Genomic DNA, 16,106 nt, shown 5'->3' with positions numbered 1-16,106 from the left:
GATCATGGGTGGTGTGCGGGTGCTGGTGATCGAGGACGAGCAGCAGTTGGCGGATGCCCTGCGTTGGGGGCTGCAGGCCGACGGCTACGCCGTGGACGTGGTCGGCAACGGCGCCGTCGGGCTGGAACAGGCCCAGCTCCAGCCGTACCAGGCGATCATCTTGGACATCATGCTGCCCGGCATGAACGGCTACCGGGTGTGCGCGGAGCTGCGCCGGGCCGGAGTGACCACGCCGATCCTGATGCTGACGGCGAAGAACGGCGAATACGACGAAGCCGAGGCACTCGACACCGGCGCCGACGACTACCTCACCAAGCCGTTCGCGTGGGTCGTGCTGACCGCGCGGCTGCGCGCGTTGCTCCGGCGGTCACCGGCCGCGCGGTCGACCACCATCCAGGTCGGTGACCTCGTGCTCGATCCCGCACGCCGCCGCTGTCACCGCGCGGGCCGCGAGATCCACCTGACGAGCAAGGAGTTCAGCGTCCTGGAATGCCTTGCCCGGCAACCGGGTTACGTCGTGTCCAAATCAGAGATCCTCGACCAGGTGTGGGACGGCGCGTACCAGGGTGACTCCAACGTGATCGAGGTCTACGTGAGCGCGCTGCGCCGCAAGCTCGACAGCGACTCGATCGTCACTGTGCGCGGTGTGGGCTACCGGCTCTTCGCCGATGCGTAGGTGGCGGCCCCTGGCGACCAGGGCCCGATCGGCGATCACCGCGGCCGTGGCGTGTGCGCTGGTGTTCACCGCGGGTGGCTTCGCCGCGCGGCACTTCGTCCAGGTGCGGATGACCGAGCAGGCGCGGTTCCTCACCACGGTGGCGCTCTCGGGCTTCAGCCAGACCCGGTTCAACGGTGGCCATTTCGAAGGCCCTTATCGCGGATCCACCAGCGTCGACGGCCACACGTTCGAAATCGTGCTGGACTCGGGCGAGGTCGTGATCCGCAGTGCGAACCTGGCGACCTACTACCCCACCCGCGCGCCGCTGCCCCCGGCACCGCCGGACGGCCTCGGACCGTCGACCCGGTTCGCCACGCAGACCTTCGGGCCAGGTGCTGTTCCCGGACCCGACAACAACCTCGCGAACCGCACCTTCCAGGTCCAGGCCGAGGTGGTGGACCTGCCCGTCGAGGTGGTGAGACCACTGGGACGGGCCGGGCACTTCTTCTTCAGCGGGCTCCCCGACCCGCTCGTCGTGCCCGACCATCCCACCTATGTGCGTGCCACGGTGTGGCTGTTCGTCGACCCCTACAGCACGGAACGAGCGGTCGGAGGTGTGGACGGGGCGTTGGCCGTCGGCCTTCCCCTGTCGGTGTTGTTCGTCGCCTTGGTCGCCTGGCTCGTCGCGGGTCGTGCGCTGCGTCCGGTTGCGGCGATTCGTGCCGAGATGGCCACCATCAGCGAACACGCGCTGCAGCGCCGGGTGCCGGTCCCCGTCGCGCGCGACGAGATCGCCGACCTGGCCGCGACGACCAACGCCACCTTGGACCGATTGCAACGCGCCATGCACCAGCAACAACAGTTCGTCGCCGACGCCAGCCACGAACTGCGCAGCCCACTGGCCAACCTGCGCACCTGGCTCGACGTCGCCCGTGCCCATCCCGAGCACACCGACTGGCTCGCGGTCACCGAACGCGCCGGTCAGGACATCGACCGGATGCAGGCACTGATCACCGACCTCTTGCTGCTGGCACAGCACGACGCGCAGCAGCGGCCCCTACCCGACCGCCTCGTGGACATCGCCGCGCTCGCGGAAGAACAGGTCGCCGAACGCCGTTACGTCGTCGACGGCCTGACCATCCACGCCGACACACCTGCGGAAGTCCTCGTGCCAGGCCATGCCGAGCACTTGGAGCGCGTGCTGCGCAACCTGCTCGACAACGCGGTCCGGCACGCGGAATCCAGCGTGTGGGTCACAGTCACCAGCGACGCCCCGGACAGGGTCATCCTCGAGGTCCGCGACGACGGCCCCGGAATCTCACCAGCAGACCGCGACCGCGTCTTCGACCGCTTCACCCGGCTCGACGACGCACGCACGCGCGACACCGGCGGAACCGGACTGGGCCTGGCCATCGCCAGCGTCATCGTCCACCGCCACGGCGGCACACTCACGGTCGCCGACGGACCCGGCGGTGCGCGGTTCGTCGTCACATTGCCCCGCGCCAACAAGGAGTGAACGTGTTCCTGGAGACAGACCGGCTGGTGCTGCGGCGGTTCACCGAGGCGGATGTGGACAACCTGGTGTGGCTGGACAGCGATCCCGACGTGATGCGGTACCTCACCGGCGAGCCGACCCCACGCGCGGAGATCGAAACCGAGGTCCTGCCCAAGATCCTGCACGACTACACCCTCGGCCAGGCCGGGCGCTGGGCAGCGATCGAACGGTCCACAGGGGACTTCGTGGGCTGGTTGTCCCTGCAACCACCGGACGACGGCAGCACCGCGTCGGTCGAGCTCGGCTACCGGCTCACCAAGTCGGTGTGGGGCCGTGGGTACGCCACCGAAGGCGTGCGTGCGCTGATCCGGAAGGGTTTCACCGAGCTGGACGTGCACCGGGTCTGGGCGCAGACCATGGCGGTCAACACCGCTTCCCGCCGTGTCATGGAGAAGGCGGGCCTGAAGTACGTGCGCACCTTCCACGTGCACTTCGACGACCCGCTCCCCGGAACCGAGCACGGCGAGGTCGAGTACGAACTGCTCCGCACCGACTGGCGACCGTCCACTGTGCACGAAGGAGACTCGATGAGGGAACTCGACGCCTGAGTGGTGCCATGCGCGGAGCCAGAAAGCTGGTGGCGCTGTTGTCGATCAGCTTGGTCACGACCGCGGCGGCGTTGGTGGGCACCGCGTCGTCATCGCGGTAGAGGGCATCCAGTGTGCTGACCAACCGCGGGCCGGTGGCGGGCCTGCCGGTCAGAGGGTGCCCGAGATCCCCTGTCCTTAGTGGACTTCAAGCTGAGTAGCATCGCTGCTGCACTGCCGGGACCGAGGCGTGAGGAGAACCGGTGGCGTTCAGTAGCGTGGTTCAGGCCCTCGACCCGGACGTCGTCTGGTTGTTGGTCGAGCAGCACTTCGTCTTCGAGCTGGTCGAGGCCCTGAAGGACGGCGGGGCGGGCTTTCCGGTGCTGGTGGCCGCCTGCGCCGGGGTCAGCGGTGGTGACGAGGCGACGATCAGCGTGTTGTTCGGCGAGGTGTCGACCGCGTTGGACGCGCCGGGCGAGTTGGACGCGGTGCTGGACTCGGCGGAGGGGCCGGCTGTGGCGTTGGCGGGTCGGGTGCGGGCACGTCACGACGTGTGGCGGGCCTCCCGCTGCCGATCGATAGTCACCCTGGCGCGGGCGGACCGGTGGACGGTCACGCGGCCGTGGCGACACGGTTCCTGTGGCGGTGGGCGGTCCGGGTGAGGCGGCGGGTCATGAGGGTGATCGCGGTCCAGGTGAGGGCGGCTTCGCTGTGTTGCGGGAGGCGTTCGTAGTCGCGGACGTTGCGGCGTGCGCGGAGCAGCCAGGACAGCGACCTCTCCACGACCCAACGACGCGGGAGGACGACGAACCCGGTGGCCCCGGGAGGTCGGGCCACGACGGTGATGGTGAGGTTGAGGAACCTCTTGGCCCAGGCGACCAGTTCGCCGCTGTAGGCGGAGTCGGCGTAGACGAGCGTGATCTCCGGGTGGGTCAACCGGAGTCGCCAGAGCAGGTCGCGGGCGAGGTCGCGGTCCTGAACGTCGGCGGGGACGACCATGACCGTCAGCGGCAGTCCGCCCAGGCTCTCGACCCAGTCCGCCGCCGCCCGCACCCGGGACACGGCCCGGTGCACGGTCGCGCGCTCGTCACCGGTGAACGTGTGCCCGCGTAAGGCGGGGACCGCGCGGCCGATGCCGGCGACGACCGCGGTGCAGGCGCCCACCAACGCCACGAACTCACCGGTCCGCGCCAGGCGGTCCAGCTGCGGGGTGCGTTGCCGGACGACGTCGGCGACCTGCCGGGACTGCTCGACCTGGGCGGAGTTGACCGCGTGCTTGGCCGTCGCGTCGGTCATCGTCTTGAACGCCACCGCCGGGTGGCGCAGGAAGTCCGTGGTCACCCGCGTGGCGACCTCGCCTGCGACACGCTCAGCAGCGTCTCCTCCATCGCGAGCCGCGCCCCGCCGCGCTGCTGCAACGGCTCGATCTCCAACGCCGCGTCCCCCGATCGCGAACTGCGCCCGCGTCGCCTGGGCCACCATCTCCCGGGCACGGGCGACCAGCTCCTCGTAACGGTCCCGGGTGACGTGTCCGATCATGGTCGCGGTCATCGCCTCGTCCCTTCCTCCGCCCGGCCGAACCCATGCGGCGGACAGTGTTCGCCCGACCGCGCACCGCTGTCAGCCTCCATCCGGGCGAAGCGTTTCCGCAGCTCAAGACCGACTCTCAGGCGCTCACCGAGCCGTTCGGACAACCGTCACGGTGACGGCAACGCGAACGGATCACCGCCCTCCCGACGCCGCCGCCAGGCCCGCGTCCGGCACTGCGGCGAGCAGAACCGCGCGTCCGTCCGGTGCTCCACCCCGCGCACCCACTCCGTCCCGCACTCCGCGCACCGCGCCCGACCGTGTTCCGAGGCGTCCCGGATCGCCGCCACCCGCACCCTGCTCGCGCGTTCCCACCGCCAGTGCCGCGCCCGACACGCCGTCGAGCAGTACACCGCGTCCCGCCGCGCCGACCCCGGCAAACGCCCACCGCACGACGGACAACGCCGCGCCCCGAGCCCGGCACCGGACACCACGGCCAACACGCGGCCGGTCGACGTCGACCGCCGGCCACGACCCTCACGCCCAGGCATCCGACCGACGCTACGAGCACACCACCCACCCCCACGACGGCCACCAGGGCGACCCAACCGGCACCTTTATGGAGGACATGCCAACACCTCAGAGCATCCGCCGGTCATCTACCTACGCAAACACAGCATTCCGTCAGCAGAGCCGTTGGCGCACAAGGATGTTCCGGATTAGAGACGCGCACTGAGGTCGAGAGAGTGGTGTCCCCGGCTCCCGCGCCGGGGTTGCTCGCGCCGGTGACCGCATCGTAGGACGTGGCCGAACCCGTGGTGTCGCCAGCACCGGTCGCCGCAACGTCCCAGACCTCGCCTGCCGCCTTGCTGTAGCCGACGACCTGGGCCACGGAGGGGCTGGGGGCTGCCGAGAACGCCCCGGTGCTGGGGTCGGCTCGTCAGGTCACCAGAGCTGCCGGTACAGAGCAGCGGCGTTGGGGCTCGTGGTGGTGGGCTCCAACTGGTAGGTCTCCGGCCAGAGGTTGAAGTAGTTCTCCATCTCGATCTTGCCGGGACCCGTGCCGCCGTGCTTCACCAGCTCGTCGCGCACGTACTGGACGAACGCGGTGTCGTCCTCCTTGACGCCCCACTCCTGGATGATCAGGGGCTTGCCGAGCGCAGCGGCCCGAGCCACCCAGTCGGAGATCCCCTCACCGGCGCCGTGCGGGTGGTGCATCGAGTACATGTCCAGACCCAGCACGTCGAGCTGGCTGGCCGGAGGGAACATCTGCTCCGGGGTGTACCCACCACCCGGCGGGACGTGGTCGGCGTTCAGGGCCAGCATCAGGCGCGCATCCGGCAGGATCGACTCCTGGAGGGCGCGGAACCGTGCCCACGCTGCCTTGAAGTTGGGCAGGTCCGCCTGCGACACCTCCCACGGGTACCAGTCGCCATTGCTCTCGTGGAACAGCGAGATCGTGAGCATCGACTGAGGCCGGGACCCGAGGTTGGCCTTCATCTTCTCCAGGCAGGTGCGCCAGACGGAGTCCATGCCACCAGTGGCCGCCGTGGACCACGACTGCTCCCACTTGCCGCCGATGACGACGACCAGCGGCTTGTTCCAGTTGGCGAAGCCCATGCCGAGCTGCCACTGGTTCTCACAGGCCGACTGACTGTCGCTCCAGGTGGTGGCCGAGTCCTGCTCGTCACCGCGCCACGAGCTGAACGGGTCACCGGCCTCGTCCGTCGATCCCGAGAGCCACGCGCCGGGAGCGGTGCAGGCCGACCCGGCAGTCAGGATCGTGCCGTTGCTGGTCCGGCCCTCGCGGATCACGATCGTGTTCCCGGTGCTCGCCGTGTTCTTCTGGCCCAGCACCGTCACCTTCACCGTGTGACACCCCTGCGGGAGCGTCGCCGAGGTGAACCAGTTGGTGTCGCCCCAGGTCGAACGGTAGGTGTCCACGTTCACCGCAGTGCCACCGTCGACCGACACGGACGCGCGACCCAGACCGGGGCCGACGCTGCCGTACACCGAGAGGGTGCCACCACCTGCATCGACGTTGACGGCCATGGTGGCGGTGGAGCCCGCCGACCACGACTGCCGCCCTGTCGTGTCCTTCGCAGACCACGTGCCTGTGTAGGCGAACGCGGTGTCTGCCGTCTTGCTGGCCGGAGCCGCACTGGCGGGGGACATGAGCCCCAGCAGCAGGACAGGGGCCAGCAGGATCAGCCATCGGAACTTCGTCATGATCACCCCAGTGCTGTCGTGAGCTGACCCGAGGGCACCGTGACGGTGTCCCCGGCGTTGACCGTCTTGGCCGTTGCGAGCTTGGCGTACCACGTGGCCTTGGGCACGTTGTCGAACACCGTGCAGCCGTCCCAGGTACCGGCGGGAGCGTTGGTGACCGTGACGGCGCTGGAGCTGGCCTGGGAGCCGCCGGTCGAGCCGGAGGTGGCCGCCGCCCAGGTCGGCCCGGTCGCGCCCGCCGCCGTGGTCGTGCCGCCGGTGTAGCCACCACCGGTGGCCCACTGCGTGTCAGCACCGTCGTTCGCCGTCCGCTGCGTGGTGTTGAAGCGCACCTTGTGCGGAGTCGGGAACGTGACCGCCGTACCACCGTTCATGGCCGCCACGATCAGTGCAGCGGTGGCTGCGTCGATGCCGTTGGTTCCGGCCATCTCAGACCTCCTCGTGCTTCATGCGCTCGATCTTCCGCAGCAGCTCTGCGCCGCGCGTGCCGCCGAGCGCGAGATCACGGATGGCGAGGGCTCGCTTTACCGGCGCTGCCTGCTCGGTGTCGGGGATCTCGGGACCTTCGACCCAGTCACCACGCTGGGCCACCACCTCGCCGTCGCGCTGGACCATGAACGCTCGTGCAGCGGCGGCCGCCGTTTGATCATCGCCCACCGGTCCCGGTCCACCGGGATGACCGCCAGGATCCGGTGGATCTCGTAGGACACCCCGTCGCGGCGGTGCTCGGCCGGCCACCGGGAGGCCACCCACCGGTGCTTTTCCACCGTGGCCGGCGCCAGGCCGATGTCCTCGGCGAACATCGTCAGCGACTCGGTGACGTTGAACAGCTGCTCGTCCGGCCCGGGATGCCGGCCCCCCGACCGAGCGCATCGGCTCCAGCTCCAGCGCCAGGTCCCCGATGCGGAACTGCGCCCTGCCGACCGCGGTCACCAACCGGCGGCCCTCGCTGACCAATTCGTCGTAGCGGTGCTGGGTGACCTGTCCGATCGTGGCGGGCATCTCGGCTCCTCCGATGCGCTCAGTTCCTGCTGCTCTCCTCGGGTAGTCGCGCTGCGCGGCGGCCAGTGTGCTCGCGAACCGTTCGGTCGCGTCAGCCGCCATCCGGGGGACATGTTCCGCAGGTCAAGCTCGCAAATCAGTTGCGGGCGAAAGCGTTCGGGAACTCGTCACCGTGACGGCTGTCCGAACGCTTTCGTGCCCTCCAGGCTCTCGTTCGGCACTTCGCCGAGCAGTAGACGGCATCCGCGCGGTGCTCGACACCGGCCGACCACGACCGGCCGCACTCCGGACAACTGCGCCGGGCCTGCCCGGAAGGGTCCTTGATCCGGGCCACCCGCTGCCCCACCGCGGCCCGCAACCGCCAGTGCCGCCCGCCACGCCGAGGAACAGTAGACCGCATGCGCACGCGCCGACACCGCCAGCGCACGCCCGCACGCCGGGCATAACCGCTGGTCAAAACCCTCGGCACCGACCACCCGCAGCGTGGTCCCGGCCGACGTCGCCCGCCGGCCCCGACCTCCAGCAGCCCGCCGCCGCCCGGCCACCACGCCAGGCTAAAGCCGCTCCACGGACCACCACGACGGCCGCCAGGACGACCCGACCAGCCGCTTCGCACCCCATGCGAACCACGCCGAACCTACCACCGCACTCACTCAACCCGCTGAACTGCACAAACCAGCCTGCCCAGCAGCAGAACCATTGACAGACAACGACTTTCGACTATCAAGACAGGCACTCAGCTCGCGCAGCCAGTCGTCCACCGGAGCCATCTGATCTACTGCGCCTCGGTTGATCCGGCGCATGGAGAGGGACACAGATGGGCGTGCTGACCGACTACTTCCGCGCTCCCGACGGGGCGTCTGTCGTGCGGGAACTGGACCGCGCCGATGCCATGTCCCCCGTGGGCCCCTTCCCCGGCGTGGAGACCAAGGGCGTCGACCCGGATGTGGTACTGGGGATGCTGATCGCGGCCATCCGGCAGGTGCCGTGGGAGGTGAACCTGGTCGGCAGCGCGGTGGTGTGGCCGACCACGCCGCCCGGTCCCCAGGGTCCGGAGGACGAAGACGACCCGTGGGCCACCGGACCGTGGGTGATGGAGCTCGACGACGCGGTCCGGGACACCCTGGCCGCGGTGCCCGACGCGGACGTTCCCGCGGTGGTCACCGAGTGGGTGCGGGCCGAGGAACTCCACGGCACCACCGCGGAGGACATCCGGCCGTTCGCCGACGACCTGATCCAGCTCGCCCGGCAGGCCCGGGACAGCGGTGAACGCGTCTACTGCTGGACGTGCCTGTAGTGGGAAGCCCGGGATGATCCCGGGCTTCCCACGTCGTGTCACGCGTCGGGAAGGCGTTCCCCGGTGTCCTTGTCGAACAGGTGCACCGCACCGGTCCGTGGCCGGACTCCGAGCACCTGTCCCCTGCTCCACTCCGACATGCCCGGGGTGCGGACCACGACCGGGTGCGGGGCTTCCTTGTGCTCCGTGCTCTCCCCCGCCGCGACCACTTCCGCGTCCGAGGAGCCGTAGAGGTACTGGTCCGAGCCGAGTTCCTCGACCGCTTCGATGGTGATCGACAGGCCTTCGCCCGCTTCGACGATGTCCCAGCCCTCCGGGCGGATCCCGACGACCACGTCGGTCCCCGTCACCGCCGCCCGCTGCTCGCGGGTCAACGGGATCGTCGCGCCGCCGAGCACCACGCCGGCGTCCGACACCCGTGCCGGGATCAGGTTCATCGCGGGCGAGCCGATGAACCCGGCGACGAACACGTTGCGGGGCTTGGAGAACAGCCCGACCGGGGTGTCGCACTGCTGCAGCAGGCCGTCGCGCATCACCGCGACCCGGTCGCCCATCGTCATCGCCTCGACCTGGTCGTGCGTGACGTAGATCGTCGTCGTGCCCAGCCTGCGCTGCAACGAGGCGATCTGGGTACGGGTCTGCACGCGCAGCTTCGCGTCCAGGTTGGACAGTGGCTCGTCCATGCAGAACACCTGCGGCTGGCGCACGATCGCGCGGCCCATCGCCACTCGCTGCCGCTGGCCACCGGACAGCTTGGCCGGTTTGCGCTCAAGGTACTGCTCCAGGTCGAGCAGTTTGGCCGCTTCACGGACCCGCTCGTCGCGCTGGTCCTTGGGCATCTTGGCGATCTTGAGGTGGAAGGCGATGTTCTCGTGCACCGTCATGTGCGGGTAGAGCGCGTAGTTCTGGAACACCATCGCGATGTCCCGCGAGCGCGGCTCCATGTCGGTGACGTTCTTGTCGCCGATCCAGATCTCCCCGTCGTCCACGCCTTCCAGACCGGCGAGCATCCGCAGGGTGGTGGACTTGCCACAGCCGGACGGGCCGACCAGGACGAGGAACTCGCCGTCGGCGACCTCGAGGTCCAGCCCGTCGACCGACGGCTTGTCGTTGCCGGCGTAGTACCGGGTCGCGCCCCGGAACGAGACCGTAGCCATGTTCTCCCTACTTTCCGGCGCCGAGCGTGAGGCCGGTGATGATCCGACGAGCGAGCAGGATGTACATCACGAGCATCGGCAGCACGATGATGGCCACACCGGCCAGCAGTCCGCCGTACTCCGACTGGTAGGACGCGGCGTTGTAGAAGGTGAACAACGCGCGCGCCAGCGTGAAGTTCGCGTTCTCCTGCAGGAACACGATCGCCAGCAGGGTCTCGTTCCACAGGCCGATCGCGTTGAGGATCAACGCGGTGATCAGCCCACCGCGGGCCAGCGGCAGCATGATCGACCAGAACGTGCGGGTGGCCGACGCGCCGTCGATCGACGCGGCCTCCTCCAGCTCGTCGGGCAGCGACCGGAAGAACCCGGTCAGCAGGAACACCGTGAACGGCAACGACAACGCCACGTACAGCAGCGCCAGTCCGAACAGGTTGTTGGTCAGGTGCACCTTGGACATCGCGATGAACGCGGGGATGACCACCGTCTGGAACGGCACACCCATCCCGATCGCGATAAACCCGGTCAGTGGCCCCGAGCCACGCACACCCAGCCGCGACAACGCGTACGCCGCGGGCGCGGAGATCAGCACGATCACGACCGAGCAGATCGCCACCAGCAGCACGGTGTTGAGGAAGGCTGTGCCGAACTCGGCGGTGTCCCACGCGTAGATGAAGTTGCGGAACGGCGTGCCGCGCTCGAACAGCGTGCTGGGCAACGACAGCGGCTCGCGGAAGATCTCCAGCGGCGTCTTGAACGCCGCGGTGATCAGCCAGTACAGCACCAGCAGGTTGAACAGGGTGAACGCCCACACGACGATGAGCCCGATGACCCGCATGGGGCTGATCCGCTTGGTTCCCGGCGCCGGCTTGGGCCGCCGCGGCGGCTTGCGCGTGGGCCGCGAAGCGGGCGTTGACCCGGTTGACGACGATGACAATGCGGTGGTCGACACTGCTGCCTCTCAGAACTGGATGGCGTCGCGGCGCATCAACCTGCGCAGCGCCACCACGAACACCGACACCAGTGCGATCATCACGACCGCGCACGCGCACGCCGTGCCGAAGGCGGGCGTGTCGCCGAAGGACCGGTCGAACACGAAGATGCCGAGCGTCCACGTGTGGATCGGCGGCGCGTACGTGCCGGACCCGGCCATCACGAACACCAGCTCGAAGATCTTCACCGCGTTGATCGTCCACAGCACACCGGCGATGCCGACGACGTCCCACGTCAGCGGCAGCGTGATGTTGCGGAACTTCTGCCACGGCGACGCGCCCGCGATCGACGCGTCCTCGTAGAGGTACGGCGGGATGCGGTCGACGGCGGCCATCAGGATGGTGATGTAGAAGCCCGCGGACGCCCAGATGATCGAGCCGAGCACCACCCACGTGACCGAGTCGGCCTCGAGGAACTTCGTCGCCGACAGGCCGACGCTCTCCAGCAGGAAGTTCGCCAGGCCCTGCCGGTTGGGCTGGTAGCGGTAGATCACGCCGAAGAACATGCCCAGCGCGACCGGTGCGACGATGTTCGGGAAGAACAGGATGGCGCGGACCATCTTGTTGCCGCGCATGTCGCGCAGCACCATCGTGAACAGGAACGCCAGCACGAACGTGCCGACGCCGCCGAGCGTGATGTAGATCAGCGTGTTGACGAACGCGCTTTGGAAGCCGTCGTCGGCGAAGATCTGCGCGTACTGCTTGAAGCCGTTGAACTGGGGCGTGTCGCCCGCGCCCTTCCAGTTGGAGAAGCTGAGCACCACGGTGGCGACCGTCGGGACGATCAGGAACAGCCCGTACAGCACCAGCGTGGGGATCAGGAACGGCCAGAACAGCTTCTTGCGCCTGGTGATGTGGGCGGCTTGTGTACTGCCGCCTGCCCCCGGCTTGCGACCGGAGGCAGGCGGAGTGGTCAAACTGGTCGTCATCCCTGGTTTTTCCAGAAGTCGGCGGTCTTCGGGCCGATCTGATCGATGAACTGCTGTGCGGTGATCTTGCCCTTGAGCAGGTCGTTGTTCAGCGGGTAGAAGACGTTCTTGACGTACGTGCCGCCGACGAGGGAGTCGATGGAGTCCATGAAGACCACCTTCTCCTTCTTGGTGTCGGTGAACGCCGCGTTGAGCTGCTTCAGGTCGTCCGGCACCGGCAGTTCGGCCCGCGGGTGCAGGTTGTCACCGACGGCGGGGATGCCGCGTGCGAGGTCCTTGTTGGTGAAGTACGCGATGAACGCCTTGGCGGCCTCGGGGTTCTTGGCCTTCTTGGTCACCGACCAGACCACCGGCAGGAACTCGATGGTGTCGTGCGTGGCGCCCTCGGGCAGCGGGAACTGGAACGAGCCGTAGTCGATGCTCGCGCCACCGCCCTGCTTGCCGAGGTACTCGCGGGTCTCGCTCGGTGCCCAGGAGCCGACGAAAAGGAACGCGGCCTCGCCGTCCGCCCAGCGCTGCTGGATCTGCGGGAACTTGCCCGCGTCCCAGCCGTCGATGAAGTACTTGCCCTTGGCCAGCTTCTCGACGTACTGCGCGGCCTTGAGGAAGCCGGGCTCGCTGGCCCACTTGGCGCCGGTCTTGTCCTCGACCGCGCCCTGGATGCCGCCCTTGCCGACGTACTTCTCGGCGATCTGGGTCAGGAAGTAGGCGTTGTAGAAGTCGATGTCGCCGTCCTGGGCGATCGCGCCACCGGCGGCCTTGGCCTTGTCCAGCGCCGCGAACAGCTCGTCGGTGGTCTTCGGCTCCTTGAAGTCCTTCTGCTTCTTCTTGTCGTACCACCAGCCGTTGGACAGCAGCTCGTACGGCACGCCGAAGAACTTGCCGTCCTTGTCCTTGTTCTGCGGGATGTCGTAGAGCACGGACGGGATGACGTCCTTGACGGTCTTGTCGCCCTCACCGATCTTCATGGTGTAGACGTCGTCGAGGCCCTGCGTGCCGCCCGCGTCGACCACGGCCGCCTTGACCTGGCTGGTGTCCTGGTCGATCAGGTCGGGCACGGTGTCGGTGTTCAGCGCGGGCGCGACGTTCTGGGTGAGGAACTTGCGGCCGAGCCACTGGACGTTGACCTTGACGCCCGCCTTCTCCTCGAAGCACTTGAAGGCCTTCTGCAGCACCCGGCCCTGTGGCTCGTCCTTGGTCCACATGGACCAGTAGGTGAACTCCTTCTGGGTGGGCTTCACGGCCGGCTCGGGGCACGGCGCGCTCAGGTACTCCTGCTCGCCGACGAGCTTGCCGTCGTCACCAGCGGGAGCGTTGCGCGAACCGCCACCACCGTCGTTCGACGAGCCACAGCCCGCGAGCACGAGCGAGACGGCAGCGGTCAGCACGAGAGCGGACGTGCCTCGCCTACCGCCATAGATCGATCGCATCCAGTCACCACCTATGAAGCTTTGTTGGACAAGACGAACCCAAGGCGCCTTGCGCGGTTGTGCAACTATTCCGGCAGTTTCAATCAGAAGTCAACACAAAGATGCACTCTTGTTGCATTGGTCTGTACCAACCTAACCCGGGGGCAGAGCATGCCCGGCCGGGCCCCTCCGTGTCCAGTCCCGGCCACCCGGGCGCCGACGAGCCGAATCGTCCCGTCATGTCCGGTGTGCACGCCATCTTCACGGCACGATCCTGGCCGCTCGCCCCGGTCGCGGCCACCGGACACGGCAAAAGCGGCCTAATCGTGAAGATTCACGCACCGAGCCGCGCAGTCCGCAAATGTCTCACCTACTAGGGAGATCCCCAGAGACCGATATGAAAATGAGGCCTTGTCACGTTTCAGCGGGGGCGTTCGCCCTGTTCCTCCGCCACACGGGCGAACGGCAGACTTGGCCGTCGACCGGGACGGGTTCACCGGCGCGAGCCCCCACGACGTGTGCGCCCGCGCCGAGGTCAGCTAAGGCGGGCTGTACTGCCACTTCCCGTCCGAGAACGCGCTGGCGCTCGCGGTCATCGAGCGACAGTCGCCCATCCCGACGCTACGCCTGCGGCTCATCCCGCATTCGCGCACGGGCCGTTAGGCGTTCTCCGCGCGGGCGCGGTTCTGCTCGGCGGCTTCCTCCATCGACTGCGGCCGCTGTGGCCAGCCGACGTTCGGACGTGACAGCAGCGCGTTCAACGGTTCCGGCCTGCCCAGGTGGAATCCCTGCGCCACCCGCACACCCAGCCGTGACAACGCCTGCACCTGCGTCGGCCGCTCCACCCACTCGGCCACCACCGACAACCCCAGGCCTCGCGCGATGTCCACGATCCCGCTCACCAACACCGTGTCGCGGCTGCCGTAGTCGATGCCGTGCACGAACTCGCCGTCGATCTTCAGCCCCGTGATCGGCAGCTGTTTGAGGTGCACGAACGAGCCGAAGCCCGAACCGAAGTCGTCCAGGGTGATCCGGCAGCCGCTGGCGCGCAGTTGCTGGGCGAGGCTGCGGGCCGCGTCCAGGTTGGTCACCGCCGCCGTCTCGGTGATCTCGAACCCGAGCCGTCCCGGCGCCACCCCGGCGGCCGCGATCCGGTCGAGCACGAAGTCCCCGAAGTCCTCGTCCTCCAGCGTCCTGCCGGAGACGTTCACGTTGAACCGCAGCCCCGGGTACGGGTGCTCCACGAGCGCGTCGATGGCCGTGCCCGCCACCCACCGGTCGATGTCCAGCACCAGGTCGCTGCGCTCGGCCGCGGGCAGGAACTCCCCCGGCCCCAGCCGCGGGTGCTTGTTGTCCTCCAGGCGCAGCAACAGCTCGTGCCCCACGACACGACCGCTGGCCAGCTTCACCATGGGCATGGCGTGCAACGCGAACCCGCCGTCCTGCAACGCCCCGCGCAGCCGGTCCAGCACCGACACCCGCAGCGCGGTGTCCGTGTAGTGCCCCTGCTCGTACACCGTCACCCGGTTGCGCCCGGCGGCCTTCGAGGCGTAGAGCGCCAGGTCCGCGTTCGCCAGGATCGCCTGCCAGCTCTCCCCGGTGTCGAACCGCGCCACGCCCGCGCTGATCGTCGTCCGGGTCGCGCCCGAGCCACCGCTCAAGGGGACCGCCGCCACCGCTGTGCGCAGCCGGTCGGCCACGGTCACCGCTTCACGCTCGTCCGCGCCCGGCAGCACCACCGCGAACTCGTCACCGCCGAGCCGGCCGACGACCTGGCCGTCGGTCAGCCGGTCGCGCAGCAGGTTCGCCAGCGTGCACATCACCCGGTCGCCCGCCGGGTGCCCGCGCAGGTCGTTGATGTCCTTGAAGTTGTCCAGGTCGAGCAGCAGCAACGCGCCGCGCACGCCCAGCGCCAGCTGGCGCTCGAGCTCCCTGGTCAACGCCCGCCTGTTCGGCAGGCCGGTCAGCGGGTCCTCCTCCACCATCCGGAGCAGGTCCTCGTGCCGGTGCCCCAGCTTGGCGGCCCGCAGCTCCTGGTCACGCCAGCGGGTCACGTCCACCGCGCGGAACAGCAGGTCTGCCTCGGCCACCGCGACACACGAGACCTCCAGCCACCGGTGGTCGTCGTCGGGCGAGCGCCACGAGACGACGACCGCGTCGTCGGTCGGCGCGTCAGGCGCGCCGGCCAGCAGGGCGGGCAGGGACCGGCCCACGCTCTGCTCGGTGCTCAGGCCGAGCAGTCCGGCCATCCGGGGGTTGGCCCACTTCACCCGGCACCGCTGGTCGGTGACGGCAAACGCGATATCGCTGGCCGCCAGCACCTCGCCCAATGAGGCGCTGTCGTCGGTCACTAACACCCTCGCAGGATCTCAACAAAGCAGGTTGTCTTGTCACGCGCGCACGAAGCGTAGCCGACCGCTCCGGTCAGCGCAGACGCTCCAGCGCATCGGCCGAACGCAGGATCTGCGCCGCCAGCCGCCCCAGTTCCGCCGCGTCCGCCCCGTCCTGCGCCGCGGTCACCACATCTTCAGCCGCACACCGCAATTGAAACAACCTGTCCTGCAGATCCGCCAGTTCCGCGGTCGACAACACGACGGCGTCGTCAGGAAGGCCACTGCGTTGCAGTGCCGAGCGGCGCTCGTAGGCGCGTTGCCGACAAGGCTGGGCGCAGTAGCGCCGCGGCCTGCCGACTCTGTCCTCCTCCGGCAGTCTGCGGCCACACCAGCCGCAGTGCCTCGGGTCTCCGCGCAGCGGATCACGCTGCACAGGAGACTCGCCGGGCGATTCCGTCCCGGTAACCACTGTCATGGCAATTGACCGTATCTGG

General features: G+C 68.7%; 15 protein-coding genes and 2 pseudogenes. 5 read left to right on the top strand and 12 right to left on the bottom strand.

The window, feature by feature from the left end:
• Positions 1-13 precede the first annotated feature (13 nt).
• The 4 genes from ALI144C_RS23485 to ALI144C_RS23470 all read left to right on the top strand — a co-directional run bounded on the left by ALI144C_RS23485 (position 14) and on the right by ALI144C_RS23470 (position 3,402).
• The gene (locus ALI144C_RS23485; RefSeq protein ID WP_202819039.1) at positions 14-676 is read left to right on the top strand and encodes a response regulator transcription factor; all 663 of its coding nucleotides are present in this window, start codon (positions 14-16) and stop codon (positions 674-676) included.
• Complete coding sequence (locus ALI144C_RS23480) at positions 669-2,174, top strand: sensor histidine kinase (protein WP_143230817.1); 1,506 nt, start codon at positions 669-671, stop codon at positions 2,172-2,174. Before ALI144C_RS23485 ends, ALI144C_RS23480 begins: the two co-directional genes overlap by 8 nt.
• On the top strand, positions 2,171-2,761 hold the full coding sequence (locus ALI144C_RS23475; protein WP_076989297.1) for a GNAT family N-acetyltransferase: 591 nt from the start codon (positions 2,171-2,173) through the stop codon (positions 2,759-2,761). The genes ALI144C_RS23480 and ALI144C_RS23475 overlap by 4 nt, the downstream gene beginning before the upstream one ends.
• A gap of 242 nt (positions 2,762-3,003) precedes the next feature.
• Entirely contained in the window at positions 3,004-3,402 is a 399-nt protein-coding gene (locus ALI144C_RS23470) for a hypothetical protein (protein WP_076989296.1), read from the top strand.
• On the opposite strand, the pseudogene ALI144C_RS59135 reads toward ALI144C_RS23470, so the two are convergent.
• The 6 genes and pseudogenes from ALI144C_RS59135 to ALI144C_RS59130 form a co-directional block, all read right to left on the bottom strand.
• Positions 3,392-4,291 (bottom strand): annotated as a pseudogene (locus ALI144C_RS59135) (DUF6192 family protein); the annotation flags it as partial. The gene ALI144C_RS23470 and the pseudogene ALI144C_RS59135 overlap by 11 nt on opposite strands.
• 171 nt (positions 4,292-4,462) lie before the next feature.
• Positions 4,463-4,720, bottom strand: coding sequence for a hypothetical protein (locus ALI144C_RS23460; protein ID WP_168211329.1), 258 nt, complete (start codon positions 4,718-4,720; stop codon positions 4,463-4,465).
• A gap of 492 nt (positions 4,721-5,212) precedes the next feature.
• A complete protein-coding gene (locus ALI144C_RS23455; protein ID WP_143230816.1) occupies positions 5,213-6,496 on the bottom strand; it encodes a hypothetical protein in 1,284 nt (427 codons plus the stop codon).
• A gap of 2 nt (positions 6,497-6,498) precedes the next feature.
• Positions 6,499-6,924, bottom strand: a complete 426-nt coding sequence (locus tag ALI144C_RS23450; protein ID WP_076989294.1) for a hypothetical protein — start codon at positions 6,922-6,924, stop codon at positions 6,499-6,501.
• A 1-nt stretch (position 6,925) separates the two neighbouring features.
• Positions 6,926-7,111: a hypothetical protein gene (locus ALI144C_RS54565; protein ID WP_143230815.1), complete on the bottom strand. Its 186-nt coding sequence runs from the start codon at positions 7,109-7,111 to the stop codon at positions 6,926-6,928.
• A 41-nt stretch (positions 7,112-7,152) separates the two neighbouring features.
• Positions 7,153-7,299, bottom strand: a pseudogene (locus ALI144C_RS59130) (DUF6192 family protein); the annotation flags it as partial.
• Between the two features lie 1,016 nt (positions 7,300-8,315).
• On the opposite strand from ALI144C_RS59130, the gene ALI144C_RS23440 reads away from it, so the two are divergent.
• Positions 8,316-8,795 carry a hypothetical protein gene (locus tag ALI144C_RS23440; protein ID WP_076989292.1) on the top strand — a complete coding sequence of 160 codons (480 nt, stop codon included), beginning with the start codon at positions 8,316-8,318 and terminating at the stop codon, positions 8,793-8,795.
• A gap of 38 nt (positions 8,796-8,833) precedes the next feature.
• Here ALI144C_RS23440 and ALI144C_RS23435 read toward each other — a convergent pair whose 3' ends face one another.
• The 6 genes from ALI144C_RS23435 to ALI144C_RS23410 form a co-directional block, all read right to left on the bottom strand.
• Positions 8,834-9,952, bottom strand: coding sequence for an ABC transporter ATP-binding protein (locus tag ALI144C_RS23435; RefSeq protein ID WP_076989291.1), 1,119 nt, complete (start codon positions 9,950-9,952; stop codon positions 8,834-8,836).
• A gap of 7 nt (positions 9,953-9,959) precedes the next feature.
• Positions 9,960-10,787: a carbohydrate ABC transporter permease gene (locus ALI144C_RS23430; protein WP_083753315.1), complete on the bottom strand. Its 828-nt coding sequence runs from the start codon at positions 10,785-10,787 to the stop codon at positions 9,960-9,962.
• A gap of 123 nt (positions 10,788-10,910) precedes the next feature.
• Positions 10,911-11,870 carry a carbohydrate ABC transporter permease gene (locus ALI144C_RS23425; RefSeq protein ID WP_076989290.1) on the bottom strand — a complete coding sequence of 320 codons (960 nt, stop codon included), beginning with the start codon at positions 11,868-11,870 and terminating at the stop codon, positions 10,911-10,913.
• Positions 11,867-13,300 carry an ABC transporter substrate-binding protein gene (locus ALI144C_RS23420; protein ID WP_083753314.1) on the bottom strand — a complete coding sequence of 478 codons (1,434 nt, stop codon included), beginning with the start codon at positions 13,298-13,300 and terminating at the stop codon, positions 11,867-11,869. Before ALI144C_RS23420 ends, ALI144C_RS23425 begins: the two co-directional genes overlap by 4 nt.
• Before the next feature lie 638 nt (positions 13,301-13,938).
• Positions 13,939-15,630, bottom strand: coding sequence for a putative bifunctional diguanylate cyclase/phosphodiesterase (locus tag ALI144C_RS23415; protein WP_237774278.1), 1,692 nt, complete (start codon positions 15,628-15,630; stop codon positions 13,939-13,941).
• 73 nt (positions 15,631-15,703) lie between these two features.
• Entirely contained in the window at positions 15,704-16,087 is a 384-nt protein-coding gene (locus tag ALI144C_RS23410; protein ID WP_076989288.1) for a hypothetical protein, read from the bottom strand.
• Positions 16,088-16,106: the final 19 nt, after the last annotated feature.

The organism is Actinosynnema sp. ALI-1.44, assembly GCF_001984155.1.
GTDB lineage: Bacteria > Actinomycetota > Actinomycetes > Mycobacteriales > Pseudonocardiaceae > Kibdelosporangium.
Note: the sequence above shows the minus strand (reverse complement) of the source record. Positions and strands in the feature narration are given on the sequence as shown.